We start from the raw sequence: 18961 nt of genomic DNA, 5'->3' as shown, positions 1-18961 counted from the left end.
GCCGGTGCTGGATGGCACTCGGAAGTGTGCAGAAAATGCGCAGATTCTGGCGATCACTTCCCGTAATTGTCCCATCTGTGCAAATATGTTCCCCAAAATAAGGGTTTTTACTAGGCCGCAATCGCCAGATACTTCGTCCCAGCAATCAAATTGTCATATCGCACCTGCCAGCCTGGCAGAAGACGATGTGCAAGGTTTAGGATGGAGTCGTCTCAATGAAAGCCCTAGCTACCGCACTCATGGTTACCGCAACGTTGGTGGGTATGTCCGCCGCTCACGCCGATGGCAAGACGCGTGAACAGGTCCAGCAGGAACTGCAAGCCGCCAAGGCCGCCGGCCAGGTCACGTTTGGTGAACTGGACTATCCGCCTGCCGCCGTCGAGCGCACCAGCCTGTCGCGCGAGCAAGTCCAGCAGGAACTGCAAAGCGCCAAGGCTGCTGGCCAGGTGACCTCTGCTGAACTGGACTACCCGCCCAAGGCCGCGGTGTCGCAAACCGCCGGCAAGAGCCGCGAACAAGTGCGTCAGGAATTGGCTGAAGCCAAGGCCCGCGGCGAGTACACGTTCGGTGAACTGGACTACCCGCCCCAAGGCCGGTAAGCCGTCCAGCTGGCAAGAAAAGAGCCCCTTCGAAGTGTCGAGGGGCTTTTTTTATGTGCAGCGGATGGTCCGCCATCCGCCGATAGTGTGGCGTTTGCACATCAGAATTGTCCGGGCCAATCAACAACTCTTGTTGGTCTGTCGGGCCCGGCAGGAGAATATCCGAGGCCCGTCTGGTGTTTTGCGAGCCTTAATTCGCATTTGATATCAATGCGTTAACGCAGGTTTCCAAAGAGGGTGGTTAGTAAGAAGGCCGTCATTATCCCAACCATGGAAAGTAGTTCTTCGAAATCCGGGTTACTTCGAATGGGCGCAGGCTGGACACTGACTCCAGTGCATGCGCCGCTAACTTGTTCGCAGCGGCACGCAGACTCCCAGCTCTGTGCGCGGTGGGTTTGCGGTTTGCCTTTCATCTCGCCATTTTGGGGACTTATATGAAGAAGACGCTATTGGCTGTCGCGCTGCTGGCTGGTTTCGCCAGCGCTGCGCAAGCCGCAGACTCCGTGACGCTGTACGGCTTGATCGATGCCGGTGTCGGCTACGAGAAGGTCAAGTTCGGCGGTAATTCGCAAAGCCGTTTCGGCGGAGTTCAGGGCGTGAGCAGCGGCTCGCGCTTCGGCCTGCGCGGCACCGAAGATCTCGGCGACGGCCTGCGCGCCGTGTTTACCCTGGAAGGCGGCTTCGGCCCCATGAACGGCAAGTCGCTGCAGAACGGCCGCCTGTTCGGCCGTCAGGCCACCGTGGGCCTGGACAGCGATTCCTGGGGCCGCCTCGAATTCGGCCGCCAGACCAACCTGGCCTCCAAGTACTTCGGCTCGATCGACCCGTTCTCGATCAGCTACAACACCGCCAACATGGGTACCACGTTCGGCAGCGCCAACACGATGCGCCTGGACAACATGGTCCTGTACCAGACCCCCAGCATGGGCGGCTTCAAGCTGGGCGTGGGCTACTCGTTCAGCGCCGATGACACGGTCAGCGACACCTCGCAGACCGGTTTCGCAACCGGCAACAACAACCGCGTGCTGACGGCGGGCGTGCAGTACGTCAACGGCCCGCTGAACCTGGCTGCGGCGTACGACCGCTTCAACCCGTCCAACGGCCAGACCGGCGGCAAGTCCGAAGCGCGCATCCAGGAATACATCCTGGGCGGTTCGTATGACTTCGAAGTCGTGAAGGTCGCGGCTGCGTTCGGCCAGACCCGCGACGGCTGGTTCGTCGGCCAGAACATGGGCACCACACCCGACGGCATGCAGAACCTGGGCTCGTTCAAGCTGGCTGACGGCTTCCGCGCCAATTCGTACATGATCGGCGCCACCGTGCCGCTGGGCCGCCACGCTGTCTTCGGTTCGTGGCAGCGCGCCACCGCCAGCAACGACAAGCTGACGGGCGACGATGCAACGTTCAACGTCTACAGCCTGGGCTACACCTACGACTTCACCAAGCGCACCAACCTGTACGCGTACGCCTCCTACGGCGACAACTACGCGTTCCAGCGCGATGCGACCGACACGGCAGTCGCCGTGGGCGTGCGTCACCGTTTCTAAGCGCTAGGACGTCCGGCAAAACCTTGCTGAATGCGCGGCTCATCTCCGTGGGCCGCCGAGTGACAGCGAACCCCCCCCTAGTGGTTGCCGCCGGACGTTTCTAGAGCAGGGAAGGGAAGGGCCTCCGTATGGAGGCCCTCTCGTTTTTGTGCGCCGGTGTGAAGGTCGCGGCCCTACAGGAATAGCTTGTAGGCCGGATTGTCGGTCTCGTTCCAGTGGGGATAGCCCAGTTCGGCGACGAAGCTGCGGAACTGCTTCTTGTCGGCAGGCGGCACCTGGATGCCGATCAGGATGCGGCCATAATCCGCGCCCTGGTTGCGGTAATGGAACAGGCTGATGTTCCAGTCCGGATTCATGGCGTTCAAAAAGCGCATCAGCGCGCCCGGACGTTCCGGGAATTCAAAGCGGTACAGCAGTTCGTTGCGCGCCAGCGCCGAGCGCCCGCCCACCATGTGGCGCAGGTGGGTCTTGGCCATTTCGTCGTGGGTCAGGTCCAGCGTGTCAAAGCCGTGGCGGCGGAAGTTCGCGGCGATCTTGTCGGGCTCGGATGCCGAGGACACCTGGATGCCGACGAAGACGTGGGCGCGGTCCGCGTCGGAGATGCGGTAGTTGAACTCGGTCACGCTGCGCTCGCCCACCAATTCACAGAAGCGGCGGAAGCTGCCGCGCTGCTCCGGCATGGTGACGGCGAACACGGCTTCGCGCATTTCGCCGACTTCGGCGCGTTCGGACACGAAGCGCAGGCGGTCGAAATTCATGTTGGCGCCGCAGGCGATCGCCACCAGCGTCTTTCCCTTCAGGTTGTGTTCGGCCGCGTATTGCTTGGCGCCGGCGACGGCCATCGCGCCGGCCGGCTCCAGCACGCTGCGGGTGTCCTGGAACACGTCCTTGATGGCTGCGCAGATCGCATCGGTGTTGACCACCACGAAATCGTCCACATACTGGCGCGTGAGCTTGAAGGTCTCCGCGCCGACCATCTTGACCGCCGTGCCGTCGGAGAACAGCCCCACGTCGTTCAACTGCACCCGGCGGCCCGCGCGCACGCTGCGCAGCATGGCGTCCGAGTCTTCCGTCTGCACGCCGATGATCTTGATTTCCGGGCGCAGCTGCTTGATGTAGGCGGCCACGCCCGCGATCAGCCCGCCGCCACCGATGGCCACGAAGATGGCGTCGATCGGGCCGGGGTGCTGGCGCAGGATCTCCATGCCCACGGTGCCCTGGCCGGCGATCACGTCGGGATCGTCGAAGGGGTGGACGAAGGTCAGCTTCTCTTTCTTTTCCAGGATCTGCGCGTGCGCGTAGGCGTCGGAAAAGCTCTCGCCCGCCAGCACGACTTCGCCGCCCAGGCGGCGCACCGCGTCGATCTTGACCTGCGGGCTGGTGGTGGGCATGACGATGACGGCGCGGCAGCCCAGCCGGCTGGCCGCCAGCGCCACGCCCTGGGCGTGGTTGCCTGCCGAGGCCGCGATGACGCCGCGGTTGCGCGCGGCCGGGCTCAGGTTGGCCATCTTGTTGTAGGCCCCGCGCAGCTTGAAGCTGAACACCGCTTGGGTATCTTCGCGCTTGAGCAGCACCGTGTTCGAGATCCGCTGCGACAGCAGCGGCGCCGTCTCCAGCGGCGATTCGACCGCAACGTCGTAAACCTTGGAGGTCAGGATGCGTTTCAGATAGTCAGTGGACATGGACAGCAGGCGGGGCAAGAAGTAGGGAGGTGGGGCAGATTATGCACCCGCGCGCGGCTACACTCGGCGCACTATGGAAGAAAGTCTGCTATCCGCTGTGCATTGGATGCTGGGGGTGCTGTCGCTGCCCTCGGTCGGCCTGTCCGCCATCTTCACGGTTTCGCTGGTGTCCGCGACCCTGCTGCCCTTGGGTTCGGAACCCGCTGTATTCGGCTACATCAAGCTGGCGCCGGACATGTTCTGGCCGGCCATCCTGGTGGCGACCCTGGGCAATACGGTGGGCGGCGCCATCAGCTACGCCATGGGCCTGGGCGCCGAGCGCGCCGTGCAGCGCTGGAAGGAACACCACCCCCATCCGCATCCCGATGCGACCGAAGGCGGACGCATGCGCGGACGCTGGAACGAGCGTGCCCACGACTGGATCCATCGCATGGGACCGCCGGCGCTGCTGCTGTCCTGGCTGCCCGCCGTGGGCGATCCGCTATGCGCCGTGGCGGGGTGGCTGCGGCTGTCGTTCTGGCCCTGCGTGCTCTACATGGCCATCGGCAAATTCCTGCGCTATCTGGTCATGACGGCCGGACTGCTGTGGTTTTTTCCCGGGCAGGTCTAGCGCCAGGATTGCACTTAATTGGGGACGCACCATCCCTATCATTTCCGAGTTTCGAGCGCTTCCCTAGGGGTATTAGGGGCCAGACTCGGCCTATGGCATAAAATAATTTTTTAAGGGCCCCCTTCTTGCAGCCATGAACGCCCCACTCGCTAGCCACATCTTGAACGGGGCGATGCCGCCCGCAGCACCCGCGCGCTTGCGCGAAATCCCGTACAACTACACGTCGTTTTCCGACCGCGAGATCGTCGGCCGCTTGCTGGGCGACGACGCCTGGAGCCTGCTGAGCGACCTGCGCGGCGAACGCCGCACCGGCCGTTCCGCGCGCATGCTGTACGAGGTCCTGGGCGACATCTGGGTGGTGCGCCGCAACCCCTATCTGCAGGACGACCTGCTCGACAATCCCAAGCGCCGCAAGCAGCTCATCGAAGCCCTGCATCACCGCCTGGGTGAAATCGACCGCCGCCGCGAACCGGACGTGCCCGCCGAGGCCGGCCACGATCCGCACCGCGACGAGAAGGTCGTCGGACTGCTGGCGCGGGCGCGCTCCGCCATCGCCGCGTTCGAGGGCGAGTTCGATCAGACCGCCATGATGCGCAAACAGGCGCAGAAGGTGCTGGGCCGCATCACCGCGCGCGACAACATCAAGTTCGACGGCCTGTCGCGCGTCTCGCACGTGACCGACGCCACCGACTGGCGCGTGGAATACCCCTTCGTGGTGCTGACGCCGGACACGGAAGACGAGATCGCCGCCCTGGTCACCGCCTGTATTGAACTCGGGCTGACCATCATCCCGCGAGGCGGCGGCACCGGCTATACCGGCGGCGCCATTCCGCTGACCTGGAAGTCGGCGGTGATCAACACTGAGAAATTCGACAAGCTCGGCAAGGTCGAGTCCTGTCTGCTGCCCGGGCTGACCGAACCCGTGGCGGTCATCCATGCCGGCGCCGGCGTCGTGACCAAGCGCGTTTCCGAGGCTGCCGAGGCGGCCGGCTTCGTGTTCGCCGTCGACCCGACCTCGGCCGAGGCCTCCTGTGTCGGCGGCAACATCGCCATGAACGCGGGCGGCAAGAAGGCCGTGCTGTGGGGCACCGCGCTGGACAACCTGGCCTGGTGGCGCATGGTTGACCCGAACGGCAACTGGCTGGAAGTCAGCCGCCTGGACCACAACATGGGCAAGATCCATGACGTGGACGTGGCGCGCTTCGAGCTCAAGTGGTTCGACGGCCGCGGCAAGCCGGGCGAACGCCTGCTGAAGACCGAAACCCTGGAAATCCAGGGCCGCGTGTTCCGCAAGGAAGGCCTGGGCAAGGACGTTACCGACAAGTTCCTGGCCGGCCTGCCCGGCATCCAGAAGGAAGGCTGCGACGGCCTGATCACATCGGCGCGCTGGGTGCTGCACCGCATGCCGCGCTACACGCGCACCGTCTGTATGGAGTTCTTCGGCCAGGCGCGCGACGCGATCCCGTCGATCGTCGAGGTCAAGGGCTACCTGGACGGCGAAGGCCGCGCCCGCGGCGCCATCCTGGCCGGTCTCGAGCATCTGGACGAACGCTATCTGCGCGCGGTGGGCTACGCCACCAAGAGCAAGCGCGGCGTGCTGCCCAAGATGGTCCTGATCGGCGACATCGTCGGCGACGACGAAGACGCCGTGGCCGCGGCTTCCAGCGAAGTCGTGCGCCTGGCCAACACGCGCCATGGCGAAGGCTTCGTGGCCGTCAGCCCCGAGGCGCGCAAGAAGTTCTGGCTGGACCGTTCGCGCACCGCCGCCATCGCTCGCCACACCAACGCCTTCAAGATCAACGAAGACGTGGTGATCCCGCTGCCCCGCATGGGCGAGTACACGGATCACATCGAGCGCATCAACATCGAACTCTCGACCAGCAACAAGCTCAAGCTGCTGGGCGAGCTGGACGCCTATCTGTGCACGCCGTTGCCGGTCGGCAAGATCGACGACACGGACGTCGAGACCACCCGCGCCGAAATGCTGGCCGAGCGCACGCGCCAGGCGCTGGAACTGCTGGCCGCCGTCAGGCAGCGCTGGCAGTGGTTGCTGGACAACCTCGACCTGCCGCTCCTGCAGGCGCTGCCCGAGCTGCATGGCCTGGGCCTGGGCGAGCTGCAGCCCGTGCTGTCGGACCGCCTCGCGGCGCAGCCCGGCGCGCGCGTCTTCGACGTGGTGCAGGATCGCACCATCCGCCTGTCCTGGAAGACGGAAGTGCTGGCGGGCCTGCAGCGCACTTTTTCGGGCGCGGCCTACAAGAAGATCGTCGACGAGATGATCGCCATCCATGGCCGCGTGTTGAAGAGCCGCGTCTTCGTGGCGCTGCACATGCACGCCGGCGACGGCAACGTGCATACCAACATCCCGGTCAACTCGGACGACTACGGCATGCTGCAGGAGGCCCACCAGGCCGTCGAACGCATCATGCAGATCGCCCGCGACCTGGACGGCGTGATTTCCGGCGAGCACGGCATCGGCCTGACCAAGTATGAATTCCTGACCGAGGCCGAGCTGGCGCCGTTCCAGGACTACAAGCGCCGCGTCGATCCCAACGGTCACTTCAACGCCGGCAAGCTGATGCCGGGTGCGGACCTGCGCCACGCCTGGACGCCCAGCTTCAACCTGATGGGCCACGAGTCGCTGATCATGCAGCAAAGCGACATCGGCGCCATCTCCGAATCCATCAAGGACTGTCTGCGCTGCGGCAAGTGCAAACCGGTGTGCGCGACCCACGTGCCGCGCGCCAACCTGCTGTATTCGCCGCGCAACAAGATCCTGGCCACCTCGCTGCTGGTGGAAGCCTTCCTGTACGAAGAGCAGACCCGCCGCGGCGTCAGCCTCAAGCACTGGGAAGAGTTCGAGGACGTGGCCGACCATTGCACGGTCTGCCACAAGTGCTACAACCCCTGTCCGGTCGACATCGATTTCGGCGACGTGTCCATGAACATGCGCGCCGTGCTGCGCCGCATGGGCCGCAAGTCGTTCAATCCGGGCACGGCCAGCGCCATGTTCTTCCTGAACGCCAAGGATCCGGCCACTATCAACGCCACCCGCAAGGCAATGGTGGGCGTGGGCTACAAGGTCCAGCGCGCCGCGCACGACCTGCTGTCGGGCCTGGTGAAGAAACAGACCGCCGCGCCTCCGGCGACGGTGGGCAAGCCGCCGCTGCGCGAGCAGGTGGTGCATTTCGTGAACAAGAAGATGCCTGGCGGGCTGCCCAAGCAGGCGGCGCGCAAGCTGCTGGACATCGAAGACGCGAACTACGTGCCGATCATCCGCGATCCCAAGGCCACCACGGCCGACACGGAAGCGGTGTTCTATTTCCCGGGCTGCGGCTCGGAGCGACTGTTCTCCCAGGTGGGCCTGGCCACGCAAGCCATGCTGTGGCACGCGGGCGTGCAGACCGTGCTGCCGCCGGGCTACCTGTGTTGCGGCTATCCCCAGCGCGGCAACGGCATGACGGACAAGGCCGAGCAGATCATCACCGACAACCGGGTGCTGTTCCATCGCGTCGCCAACACGCTGAACTACCTGGATATCAAGACGGTGGTGGTCAGCTGCGGCACCTGCTACGACCAGTTGGCGGGCTACGAGTTCGACAAGATCTTCCCGGGTTGCCGCCTGATCGACATCCACGAATACCTGCTGGAAAAGGGCATCAAGCTGGAAGGGGCCAAGGGCGTGCGCTACATGTACCACGACCCCTGCCACACGCCCATGAAGCTGCAGGAACCCATGAAGACCGTGCGCGCCCTGGTCGGCGACGACGCCGTCAAGAGCGACCGCTGCTGCGGCGAATCGGGCACGCTGGCCGTCAGCCGCCCCGACATCTCCACGCAGGTGCGCTTCCGCAAGCAGGAAGAGCTGCTCAAGGGCGATGTCGCCTTGCGCAGCGACGGCTTCACCGGCGACGTGAAGGTGCTGACTTCCTGCCCGTCGTGCCTGCAGGGCCTGTCGCGCTATGAAGGCGACACCGGCATGGACGCGGACTACATCGTGGTCGAGATGGCGCGTCACATCCTGGGCGAAGGCTGGATGGAAGAGTACGTGCGCCGCGCCAATGCGGGCGGCATCGAGCGGGTGCTGGTTTAGGCCGGCAGTCCACGCAAGAAGCGCACAAGAAAAAACCGCGACCATTGCTGGTCGCGGTTTTTTTTCAACTGTGGCAGTGAGCTGTGAGGATTACTCCAGCTTGATGCCGGCCTTCTTGATCACGTCCGCCCAGGCGCTGCGTTCTTGTTCGGCGTAGGCCTTGAAGTCTTGCGAGGACATTGGCATCGGGATGACGCCCATGTCCAGGATCTTCTGCGATACGGCGGGCGACTTCAGCGTGGCTTCCAGGTCGGCGGCCAGCTTCTTGACGACGGGCTCCGGCAGGCCGGCCGGGCCGACCAGGCCTTGCCAGGCATAGGCGGTGAAGTTGGGCACGCCTTGCTCGGCCATGGTGGGCACGTCCGGCAGCGCGGCGACGCGTTCCGGAGTGGCCGCGGCCAACACGCGCAGCTTGCCGGCCTTGACGTTGGGCAGGCCCGAGGCCAGATCGATGAACATCAGGTCCACCTGTCCGCCCAGCAGATCCTGGACGGCGGGCGCCGCGCCCTTGTAGGGCACGTGCAGCACGTTGGCGTTGGTGCGCTGCTTGAAGAGTTCCAGCGCCAGGTGATGCGGCGAGCCCGCGCCGGCGGATGCCGCCGACAGCTTGCCCGGTTCTTTCTTGGCGGCCTGGATCACGTCGTCCACGGTCTTGAACGGCGAATTGACATTTACGGCCAGCAGCAGCGGGAACTTGGCGATGCCGCCGATGTAGGTGAACTTGGACGGATCGTAGGACAGCTTGGCGTACAGCGACGGGTTGAACGCCAGCGTGCCCGAGTCGGCCGTGCCGACCATGTAGCCATTGGCCTCGGCCTGGGTGATGGCGGTAGCGCCGATGATGGTGGCGGCGCCGGGGCGGTTCTCGACCACGATGGTCTGGCCCAACGGTTTTTCCAGGCCGCTCGCCACCGTGCGCGCCACGACGTCGGTGCCGCCGCCGGCCGGGTAGGGCACGATCCAGCGGACCGGCTGGGTGGGCCAGGATTGGGCGGAGGCCGCGCCGGCGGCCAGGGACAGGGCGGCCAGCGCCAACAGGCGCTTCGCGTGCTTATGCATGGGGTGTCTCCAAGTGCGGAATTAAGTATGGGCCGCCGCCGCAGGGTGCGCGGGGGGCCTGTTATGCGCCGTTATTATGCCTTGCGTCCCCGGCAATCGGCAGATGTTTTGTGCCCTGTTTTCAGCGGCTTATTGCGGATCGGGGTAGCTGCGGGCGCCGAAGATCGCGGAGCCGATACGCACCTCGGTCGAGCCTTCCTCGATCGCCAGTTCGAAGTCTCCGCTCATGCCCATCGAGAGCCGGTCCAGCGATACGCCGGGCAGGTTTTCCTGGCGCAGGCGGTCGCGCAATTCGCGCAGGGTACGGAAGCAGGCGCGCACTTCGGCGGGATCCGGCGAATTGACGGCCAGCGTCATCAGGCCTTGCACGCGCAGCGTCGGAAAGTCAGCGGCGATGCGGCGCAGGAAGGCGGCCACGTCGGCGGGATCCATGCCGTACTTGGTGGGCTCGGACGAAGTCTTGACCTGCACCAGCACGTCCAGGGTCCGGCCTTCGTTGGCCAGGCGGCGGTGCAGGGCTTCGGCCAGCTCCACCCGGTCCAGCGACTGGACTTCGGCCGCGTCGCGCGCGGCGTCGCGGGCCTTGTTGGTCTGCAGGTGGCCGATCAGCACCCATTGCAGGCCCAGGCCGTCCAGGGCCGCGGCTTTCTGGCGGATTTCCTGCGTCTTGTTTTCGCCGTAGCGGGTCAGCCCCAGCGCCATGCCCTCGCGGATGGCGTCCACGCCGAAGGTCTTGCTGACGGGCAGCAGCGTCACGCTGTCCGGGCTACGGCCGGCGCGCGTGCAGGCGTCGGCGATGCGTTGCTGGATCTGGGCAAGGCGCCCGGCCATGGTGTCTACGGCGGTCATTCAGCTCTCTGGTAGGAACGGGATGTCCCATAGTGTAGGACTGCGCCGGATCGTTTCGCCACAACGCCCGCCGGCGTCGTTGACCCTGTCTGATTGGCAGGCTTAGAATTTGAAGATATTTGTTTATATTTCAATGTTCTATGCCTTCCGGCGCCGCCCCAGCGGGCGACACGGTATCCAACCTACACAGTCTCCCGCCATGTCCACCGCAGCGCCTGAATACGCTTTCGCCACGCCTTTCCTGAATCCTCCCGCTTCCCCCATCCGATCGCTCATGCCGTATGCCATGCGGCCGGGCACCATTTCGCTGGCGGGCGGCTATCCCGCGCAGGAACTGTTCGACGTGGAAGGCCTGTCGATCGCCTCGACCCAGGTCCTGGCCCGCCTGGGCGCCTGCCTGCAGTATTCCAACATCGACGGCCAGGCCAGCCTGCGCCACGAATTGGCGCGCCTGTCGGCCGAACGCGGCCTCCATTGCAACGCCGATACCGAGCTGGTCGTGACCGGCGGCTCGCAACAGGCACTGGCGCTGCTGACCCGCGTCATGCTGCAGCCCGGCGACCACGCCATCATCGAATCGCCCGCGTTTCCCAATTCCGTACAGGCGCTGCGCTACACCGGCGCAACGGTGCATACGGTGCAGTCGGGTCCCGAAGGCATCGACGTGGACGCGCTGGACGAACTGGCCGGCCGCATCAAGCCCAAGATGGTCTGCGTGGTCGCCTCCTTCTCCAACCCTTGCGGCGCGACCCTGACGCGCGAGCGCCGCCTGCGGCTGCTGGAACTGGCGGTCAAGCACCGCTTCCTGATCGTCGAGGACGATCCTTACAGCGAACTGCGCTTTGCCGGCGAGGCGGTGCCGCCCATCGCCGCGCTGGCCGAGGGCGAAGCGCGCCACTGGGCCGTGTACCTGGCCAGCATGTCCAAGACCATGGCGCCGGCGCTGCGCATCGGTTGGCTGGTGGCGCCGCCGGAAGTCCGCCGCCGCTGCGTCAGCGCCAAGGCGGCCGACGATATGGCCTCGTCCGCCTGGATCCAGGAAGTCGTGGCCCAGTACCTGGCCAACGGCCGCTACGGCGAGCACGTGCCGCGCATCCGCGCGGCCTACGGCCAGCGCTGCGACGCGATGGCGGAATCCCTGGCCCGCGAACTCAACGGCCGCGTCACCTTCAGCAAGCCCGAGGGCGGCATGTTCTTCTGGGCCCGGCTGACCGGTGAGATCGACGCCACGCGGCTGTTGCCCTACGCCATCGAGCACGAGGTCGTCTACGTGCCGGGCAAGGCGTTCTACGCGGACGCGGCGCAGGCCGACCTGCACGCCATGCGCATGTCTTTCGCCACCATGAATGAAAGCCAGATCGCCCAGGGCATGGTGCGGCTGGGCCGCGCGCTGGACGCGTGCGAGGCCAACCAACCGGTGTCGATCTCGCTGGCCGCCTGATGCTCTGATGCCGGCTTGACGGCGCGCATGCGCCTCTGGCTGGCCTGTTGCTAAGCTCTTCAGACTGTCCGCCCCGGCGCTTGCGTGCGGGGTGCGCATACCTAAATAAGCGCTCGTTATTTGGTTTGGGCGCTTCATGTCTATAAGCTTCTTGCCTCGGCGCGTTCCCGCGCCCGCAAAGCAGAACAGGAAACGAGGTCATGAACATTGCAAAAGGGTTGATCGGCGCGGCGTTGCTGGCGGCAGCGGCACAGGGCGCGCAAGCGGCCACGCTGGACGTAGTGCGCCAGCGCGGCGCCGTGGCTTGCGGCACGACCACGGGCTTCGCGGGCTTCTCCGCGCCCGACGCGCAAGGCAAGTGGCAAGGCCTGGACGTGGACCTGTGCCGCGCAATTGCCGCGGCGGTCTTCGGCGACGCCAACAAGATCAAGGTGGTGCCGTTGAATTCGCAGCAGCGCTTCACCGCCCTGCAATCTGGCGAGGTGGACGTGCTGACGCGCAATACCACCGTGACGCAGCAGCGCGACACCGCACTGGGCATCATCCACGCCGGCATCAACTTCTATGACGGCCAGGGCTTCCTGGTGCCGAAGTCCCTGGGCGTGAAGAGCGCCAAGGAAATCAACGGCGCCACCATTTGCCTGCAGACCGGCACGTCCAACGAAAACACGCTGGCCGACTGGGCGCGCGCCAACAACGTGAGCTACAAGCCGGTCGTGATCGAGACCTTCAACGAAGTGGTCAACGCGTTCGCCGCCGGCCGCTGCGACGTCTTCAGCACCGATGCCTCGGGCCTGGCCTCGATCCGCATTTCCAAGCTGCAGAACCCCGACGACTACGTGGTGCTGCCCGAGATCATCTCCAAGGAACCGCTGGGGCCCTTCGTGCGCCAGGGCGATGATGCCTGGCTGAACATCGTGCGCTGGTCGCTGTCGGCCATGATCGAAGCCGAGGAGTACGGCGTGTCGTCCGCGAATGTGGACGAGCAGGCCAAGAGCGCCAACCCCAACATCAAGCGCATCCTGGGCGTCACGCCCGGCAGCGGCGCCAACCTGGGGCTGGACGAGAAATGGGCCTACAACATCGTCAAGCAGGTGGGCAACTACGGCGAGAGCTTCGAGCGCAACGTTGGCCAGGGCAGCCCCCTGAAGATCAAGCGCGGGCTGAATGCGCAGTGGACGCAGGGCGGCTTGATGTACGCGTTGCCGATACGGTGACGACGACGGGTTTCGCGCGTTGGGCAATCGATTGCCCCGTGCGCGAAGCCCAATGGCTTTATCCGCGCCGGTACAACTCCGCGATCTTCACGAACGCCGCCCGCAATTCCCGCGTGCCGCCCTGGAAGATCATCGGCCGGCCGCGGTGCGTGAACACCACCAGCCGCTTGGAAAACAGCATCGGCACGAAGCGCGCGTAGCGCACGTCTTCCCAGGCGACTTCGCGGCGTGTGAACCAGGTCTGGCGCAGGCCGCGTTCGTCGATGGTGGTGATGGACGTCTGCATGTGCCAGGAAACGAACAGCAGCCCCAGAAAGCACAGCCCCACCACGACGGCCAGCAAGGTGTCGAAGGGCTGCGAGGGCGCGCGGATGGCGGTGGTGACCACCTGCACGCCCAGCACCGCCAGGATGACCCAGGTCAGGATGCGGACCCAGTCGGGCCAGGCTTGGCCGGACAAGGGCAGGGGACCGATGGTACGCAGCAGCGCCGCGTGTTCCTCGGCGGAGGGCGTGCTGGCCGAAGCGTTCATGCGGTCCGTCATGCCGCCCGTTTGGCGGCAATGGCGTTGCCCGCGCGGCTTGCGCCCTTGCGGTTCAGATGGGCCGACATCCATTGGCCGATGTCGACCACGGCGTCGAAGTCCACGCCGGTGTCGATGTCCAGGCCGCGCAGCATGTACAGCACGTCTTCGGTGGCGACGTTGCCGGTGGCGCCCTTGGCGTAGGGGCAGCCGCCCAGGCCGGCCACTGAAGTGTGGAAAATCGAGATGCCGGTTTCCAGCGCCGCCAGGATGTTGGCCAAGGCCTGCCCGTAGGTGTCATGGAAGTGGCCGGAGATGCGGGCCGGGTCGGCCACGCGCGTCACTGCGCTCATCACTTCGCGCACGCGCTTGGGCGTGCCCACGCCGATGGTGTCTGCCACGTCGATCTCGTCGACCTGCATCGCCAGATAGCGCTGCGCCACATCCACGACCGCTTCCACCGGCACTTCGCCCTGGTAGGGACAGCCCAGCGCGCAGCTGATGCTGCCGCGCACGCGGATACCGGCGGCGCGTGCGGCCTGCACCACGGGTTCGAAGCGCGCGATCGATTCGGCGATGGAACAGTTGATGTTCTTTTGCGAGAAGGCTTCGCTGGCCGCGCCGAAGATCACGATTTCATCGGCGCCGGCGGCCAGCGCGCCCTCGAAGCCCTTCATGTTGGGCGTCAGCACGGAATAGATGGTGCCGGGACGGCGCTCGATGCGGGCCATCACTTCGGCGCCGTCGGCCATTTGCGGCACCCATTTGGGCGACACGAACGAGGCGGCTTCCACATTGGGGAAACCGGCGGCGGATAAGCGGTTGACCAATTCCACCTTGATGTCGGTGGGGACGAATTCCTTTTCGTTCTGCAGGCCATCGCGGGGCGACACCTCGACGATCTTCACGCGGGAGGGCAAAGCCATGTTTGTTCCTGTCTCGGGATGGGGTAAGCGGCGCGGCAGGGCGGCGCTATCTGCCCAATATTAGCGCCATAGCGCCGACCCTGTTTTGCAGGGAGGTCCGGGGGGAACAACCCTATTTCATGCGCTGGTAACGGCCATCGTCGAGCCGGACGATGCGGCCTTGCAGCTCCAGTTCGACCAACTGCGTCTGCAGGTCGGCGGTGTCCATTCCACTGCGGGCCTGGATCGCATCCAGGTGCAGCGGATCGTAGCCCAGCGCGTCCAGCACCGGGTGGTCAGGCAAGGCCTCCGCGGCGGCGGGCTGGGCGCGCGCGGCCGGCGTGGGGTCGCCGCCCAATTCGTCGGTGATGTCGCGGGCGGTTTCCACGAGCTTGGCGCCCTGGCGGATCAGCGCATGGCAGCCGCGCGAAAGCGGCGAATGGATGGATCCGGGAATGGCGAAGACCTCGCGCCCGCCTTCCGCGGCAAGCCTGGCCGTGATCAGCGATCCGCTCTGGCGGGCGGCTTCCACCACCAGCACGCCGCGCGCCAACCCGGCCACGATGCGGTTGCGCTTGGGGAAGTGCTGCGGCAGCGCGCCCGTGCCCAGCGGCAGTTCCGACACCAGCGCGCCGTGCGCCGCGATGCGGTGCGCCAGGTCGCGATGCTTGGCGGGGTAGATGCGGTCTATGCCGGTGCCCATGACGGCCACCGTGCCGGCGCCATCGGGGCCGGCGTCCAGCGCGCCTTCATGGGCGGCGCCGTCGATACCTAGCGCCAGCCCGCTGACGACGCGCCAGCCATGCCCGGCCAGATGCCGCGCAAAGGCGCGGGCGTTTTCCTGGCCGCCGGGCGTGGCGTTGCGCGCGCCCACCACGGCCAGCGACGGCCCCTGCAGGAAAGCGGGGTCGCCCGCCACATAGAGCAGGATGGGCGGGTCGGCGATGGTCAGCAGGCTTTGCGGATAGGTGGGATCGGCCAGCGTCAGGATGTGCCGGCCGGGCGCGGCCACCCATTCCAGCGCGCTTTCGACCTGCGCCGCCATCTCTGGCGGCATCGGGGCGGCCAGCTGCCGCGCCAGCGCTTCGGGCAGATGGCGCGACAGAGCCGCGGCGCGCTGGGCGTAGATCTGTTCCGGCAGGCCGAGCGCGCCGAGCAGGGTGCAGGCGGTGGCGGAGCCGATGTTCGGTTCCAGGGACAGGCGCAACCAGGCGGCCAGTTCGGAAGGGGATTGCGTAAGCGGCATCGTGCGGGGCGCGTAAGGGCGTCGGTGGTGCGAGAGTGTCGCATGCGGGGCGTTGGGCCGCGGGCCGGGGCGGATTGATTTGCGGCGTGGCGCGGCCAGGAAACTCCCGGGCACATGGCAATCCTGCCAATCCCGGGATTAGCCGAAAACTATTAGAAATCAAGAGTCTAATGAATTAAACTCTTATGTAAACCTGACTACTGGCATTTCCCCCGCAATGGCTTTACTTCCTATTCTTCGCTACCCGGACCCGCGCCTGCACAAAAAGGCCAAGCCGGTCGCCGAGGTCGACGACCGCATCCGCCAACTGGTGCGCGACATGGCCGAAACCATGTACGACGCGCCGGGCGTAGGCTTGGCCGCGACCCAGGTCGACGTGCATGAGCGCGTCGTCGTGATCGATGTGTCCGAGGAAAGCAACCAGCTGCTGGTCCTGATCAATCCCGAGATCACGTGGCGCAGCGACGACTACAAGATCTACGAAGAGGGGTGCCTGTCCGTGCCCGGCGTCTATGACGACGTCGAGCGCGCCTCCCGCATCCGCTGCAAGGCGCTGGACGTGGATGGCAAGCCCTTCGAGTTCGAGGCCGACGGTCTGCTGGCCGTGTGCGTGCAGCACGAGCTCGATCATCTGGAAGGCAAGGTGTTCGTGGAATATCTGTCCAGCCTGAAGCAGAACCGCATCAAGACCAGGCTGAAAAAGGCCGAGCGCGAAGCGTTGCGAGCGTAGAGGGGCCCACCCCCTACCCGCTGCGCGGGCCCCCTAGGCGGGCCCCTCTCCAGGGGGCGGCGCAGGCGGACCGGCAAAGCCGGATCCGCGGCGCCCCGGATCGGCCAGGCCTCCTGGCTGCGGGCAACGCGATTCTTTGAACGTCCGTTCCATTCTTCTTTTCACGTCCCATGCGCCTAGTCTTTGCCGGCACGCCGGAATTCGCCCGTATCGCTTTTGACGCCCTGCGCGCCGCAGGCCATGAGATCCCGCTGGTCATGACCCAGCCCGACCGCCCGGCAGGGCGCGGGCTGAAGCTGACGCCCAGCCCCGTCAAGCAGGCGGCGCTGGAGGCCGGCATCGAGGTCGCCCAGCCGCGCAGCCTGCGCCTGGACGGCCGCTATCCCGAAGAGGCCGGCGAGGCCCGGGCGCTGCTTGAGCGTGTGGCCCCCGACGTGATGGTGGTGGCCGCCTATGGCCTGATCCTGCCGCAATGGGTGCTGGACCTGCCGCGCCTGGGCTGCCTGAACATCCATGCCAGCCTGCTGCCGCGCTGGCGCGGCGCCGCGCCCATCCAGCGCGCCATCGAGGCCGGCGACGCGCAGACTGGCGTGACCATCATGCAAATGGATCAGGGCCTGGATACGGGTGACATGCTGCTTGAACGCGTCGTGCCCATCGGCGGCGACACCACGGCGGCCGAACTGCACGATGCGTTGGCGCTGGCGGGCGGCGAGGCGATCGTCGCGGCGCTGGATGCGCTGGCTCAAGGTGGACTGACGCCGCGCAAGCAGCCCGAGGCCGGTGTGACCTACGCCGCCAAGCTCGACAAGGCCGAGGGCGCGCTGGATTGCACGCAGCCAGCGGAACTGCTGGCGCGCCGCGTGCGCGCCTTCAATCCCGTGCCGGGCGCCAGCATCCGCCTGCCCGGCCTGGCAGACCCGGTGAAGGTGTGGCGCGCGCAGGCGCTGGATCAGGCCACGACGGCTGCGCCCGGCAGCGTGCTGCGGGCCGATGTCTCAGGCATCGACATCGCCACCGGCAACGGTGTGCTGCGCCTGCTGGAATTGCAGAAGGCGGGCGGCAAGCGCCAGCCTGTGGACGTGTTCGCGCGCGGCTGGCAGCCGGCCTGACAACACCGGGGCCGAGCCGCCCCGGAACTCGCTTTCAATACAAGGTGCTGGCCACGCGGGCGGGTAGATCGCGGTCGTAGGTGACGCCGTCGAACGTGCCTGCCGTCAGGTCCGACAGGATGCGGCCGGCGCTGGGCAAGGCGCTGCGCGGCACCTGGGTAGCGGGATCCCACAGCTTGGAGCGCAGCAGGGCGCGCGAACACTGGAAATACACGGTGTGCACGTCGACGACGAGCACCGAGCGCGGCAGCTTGCCGTCCATCTCGAAGCGGGCGAGCAGGGCGGGGTCCACGCTGATGCGCGCCGCGCCGTTGACGCGCAGGGTTTCGCCCACGCCAGGCACGAGGAACAGCAACGCGACCCGCGGGTCGGCCAGGATGTTGCGCAAGCTGTCGATGCGATTGTTGCCGCGGCGGTCCGGCAGCAGCAGCGTCTTTTCGTCCTCCACCACTACAAAGCCCGCGGGATCGCCGCGCGGCGAGGCGTCCAGGCCATCGGGACCCGCGGTCGCCAGCATCGCGAACGGCGCGGCTTCGATGAAGGCGCGGTAGTGCGGATGCACATGGTCCACTTCCTTTTTGATCGAGGCTTCGCCAGGCGAGCCGTACAGCGCTTGCAGGGCGTCCGCGTCAATAACCAGGTGGGCGGGGTCGATATGCATGGCAGTGAGGTCCCAGGTTCAGGCCAGCGCGGCTGGCAGGTCGGCAACGGTCAAGAACAGCTCGTCGGGGCCGCGTTCGCGCAGCGCCTCGACATGGTTATAGCCCCAGGCGACGGAGCCCACGCGCACACCCGCCTTGCGGGCGGCGTCGATGTCGCGCATTTCGTCGCCCACCAGCAGAAAGCGCTCGGGGGCGGTGCCGTGCTGCTTGAGCAGGCGGTCGATCTTGGCGGACTTGCCGAACAGGTCGGTGCCGCATTCGTAGTTGTCGAACAGGGCGGCGGTTTCCGCGCCCAGCACGCGCTGCACGTTCTCGATGGAGTTCGAGCTGACCACCGCCAGCCGCAGCCCGCCCGCCTTCAGGCGCGCCAGCGCGTCGGGAATGCCGTCGAACAGGTGCACGCTGGGGTCGATTTCCTGCATCAGCGTGCGCACATGGGCCATGATGGCGGGCAGCTTCCACAGCGGGATGCCGAGAAACTTGAGGATCTCGGCGGCATCGCGATGGCGCAGCTGGTCGCGTTCGGAGGCGTCGATCTTGCGGAAGCCATATTTGTCGGCCACCGTATTCAGGATGGAGTTGAACCATGGCATGGTGTCCGCCAGGGTTCCATCAAAATCAAAAGCAGCGATGTCGTATTTCAAGTCGCGGATCTCTAGAGCCTGTTGATGCTGAAATGGCCGTGT

The 18961-nt window shown here is 66.0% G+C and carries 16 protein-coding genes; 8 read left to right on the top strand and 8 right to left on the bottom strand.

Annotation, left to right across the window (positions count from 1 at the left end; genetic code table 11):
• Window positions 1–215 precede the first annotated feature (215 nt).
• Both NGK62_RS09765 and NGK62_RS09760 read left to right on the top strand, forming a co-directional pair.
• A complete protein-coding gene (locus NGK62_RS09765; RefSeq protein ID WP_059378272.1) occupies window positions 216–599 on the top strand; it encodes a DUF4148 domain-containing protein in 384 nt (127 codons plus the stop codon).
• 434 nt (window positions 600–1033) lie between these two features.
• Window positions 1034–2146 (top strand): porin, encoded by a 1113-nt coding sequence (locus NGK62_RS09760; protein WP_059378270.1) that lies wholly within the window; start codon window positions 1034–1036, stop codon window positions 2144–2146.
• 173 nt (window positions 2147–2319) lie between these two features.
• Here NGK62_RS09760 and ilvA read toward each other — a convergent pair whose 3' ends face one another.
• Window positions 2320–3828 (bottom strand): threonine ammonia-lyase, biosynthetic, encoded by a 1509-nt coding sequence (gene ilvA, locus NGK62_RS09755; RefSeq protein ID WP_054457791.1) that lies wholly within the window; start codon window positions 3826–3828, stop codon window positions 2320–2322.
• Window positions 3829–3901: 73 nt separating this feature from the next.
• On the opposite strand from ilvA, the gene NGK62_RS09750 reads away from it, so the two are divergent.
• Window positions 3902–4438 (top strand): YqaA family protein, encoded by a 537-nt coding sequence (locus tag NGK62_RS09750; RefSeq protein ID WP_118933587.1) that lies wholly within the window; start codon window positions 3902–3904, stop codon window positions 4436–4438.
• A gap of 133 nt (window positions 4439–4571) precedes the next feature.
• The gene (locus tag NGK62_RS09745; protein WP_251878212.1) at window positions 4572–8531 is read left to right on the top strand and encodes a DUF3683 domain-containing protein; all 3960 of its coding nucleotides are present in this window, start codon (window positions 4572–4574) and stop codon (window positions 8529–8531) included.
• A gap of 90 nt (window positions 8532–8621) precedes the next feature.
• Here the strand turns inward: NGK62_RS09745 and NGK62_RS09740 are convergent, their stop codons facing one another.
• Both NGK62_RS09740 and NGK62_RS09735 read right to left on the bottom strand, forming a co-directional pair.
• Complete coding sequence (locus NGK62_RS09740; RefSeq protein ID WP_251878210.1) at window positions 8622–9590, bottom strand: Bug family tripartite tricarboxylate transporter substrate binding protein; 969 nt, start codon at window positions 9588–9590, stop codon at window positions 8622–8624.
• A gap of 129 nt (window positions 9591–9719) precedes the next feature.
• Window positions 9720–10439: a YggS family pyridoxal phosphate-dependent enzyme gene (locus NGK62_RS09735; protein WP_059378261.1), complete on the bottom strand. Its 720-nt coding sequence runs from the start codon at window positions 10437–10439 to the stop codon at window positions 9720–9722.
• 199 nt (window positions 10440–10638) lie between these two features.
• Here NGK62_RS09735 and NGK62_RS09730 point away from each other — a divergent pair, with 199 nt between their 5' ends.
• Both NGK62_RS09730 and NGK62_RS09725 read left to right on the top strand, forming a co-directional pair.
• On the top strand, window positions 10639–11880 hold the full coding sequence (locus NGK62_RS09730) for an aminotransferase-like domain-containing protein (RefSeq protein ID WP_059378259.1): 1242 nt from the start codon (window positions 10639–10641) through the stop codon (window positions 11878–11880).
• Window positions 11881–12080: 200 nt separating this feature from the next.
• Window positions 12081–13097, top strand: a complete 1017-nt coding sequence (locus NGK62_RS09725) for an amino acid ABC transporter substrate-binding protein (protein WP_059378256.1) — start codon at window positions 12081–12083, stop codon at window positions 13095–13097.
• Window positions 13098–13155: 58 nt separating this feature from the next.
• Here NGK62_RS09725 and NGK62_RS09720 read toward each other — a convergent pair whose 3' ends face one another.
• The 3 genes from NGK62_RS09720 to dprA form a co-directional block, all read right to left on the bottom strand.
• Window positions 13156–13629: a hypothetical protein gene (locus tag NGK62_RS09720; RefSeq protein WP_059378355.1), complete on the bottom strand. Its 474-nt coding sequence runs from the start codon at window positions 13627–13629 to the stop codon at window positions 13156–13158.
• A gap of 8 nt (window positions 13630–13637) precedes the next feature.
• Entirely contained in the window at window positions 13638–14546 is a 909-nt protein-coding gene (locus NGK62_RS09715) for a hydroxymethylglutaryl-CoA lyase (protein WP_059378254.1), read from the bottom strand.
• A gap of 112 nt (window positions 14547–14658) precedes the next feature.
• Window positions 14659–15771, bottom strand: coding sequence for a DNA-processing protein DprA (gene dprA / locus NGK62_RS09710; protein ID WP_251878208.1), 1113 nt, complete (start codon window positions 15769–15771; stop codon window positions 14659–14661).
• 217 nt (window positions 15772–15988) lie between these two features.
• On the opposite strand from dprA, the gene def reads away from it, so the two are divergent.
• Together def and fmt are read left to right on the top strand one after the other, a co-directional pair.
• A complete protein-coding gene (def, locus tag NGK62_RS09705; protein ID WP_059378250.1) occupies window positions 15989–16501 on the top strand; it encodes a peptide deformylase in 513 nt (170 codons plus the stop codon).
• Between the two features lie 170 nt (window positions 16502–16671).
• Window positions 16672–17613, top strand: coding sequence for a methionyl-tRNA formyltransferase (gene fmt, locus NGK62_RS09700; protein WP_251878206.1), 942 nt, complete (start codon window positions 16672–16674; stop codon window positions 17611–17613).
• A gap of 34 nt (window positions 17614–17647) precedes the next feature.
• On the opposite strand, the gene NGK62_RS09695 is transcribed toward fmt, so the two are convergent.
• Entirely contained in the window at window positions 17648–18274 is a 627-nt protein-coding gene (locus NGK62_RS09695; protein WP_059378245.1) for a pyridoxamine 5'-phosphate oxidase family protein, read from the bottom strand.
• An 18-nt stretch (window positions 18275–18292) separates the two neighbouring features.
• Window positions 18293–18919 carry an HAD hydrolase-like protein gene (locus NGK62_RS09690; RefSeq protein WP_059378241.1) on the bottom strand — a complete coding sequence of 209 codons (627 nt, stop codon included), beginning with the start codon at window positions 18917–18919 and terminating at the stop codon, window positions 18293–18295.
• Window positions 18920–18961 lie beyond the last annotated feature (42 nt).

Origin of the sequence: Achromobacter sp. Marseille-Q4954, from assembly GCF_943737025.1 — a bacterium.
GTDB lineage: Bacteria > Pseudomonadota > Gammaproteobacteria > Burkholderiales > Burkholderiaceae_B > Achromobacter > Achromobacter bronchisepticus_A.
Note: the sequence above shows the minus strand (reverse complement) of the source record. Positions and strands in the feature narration are given on the sequence as shown.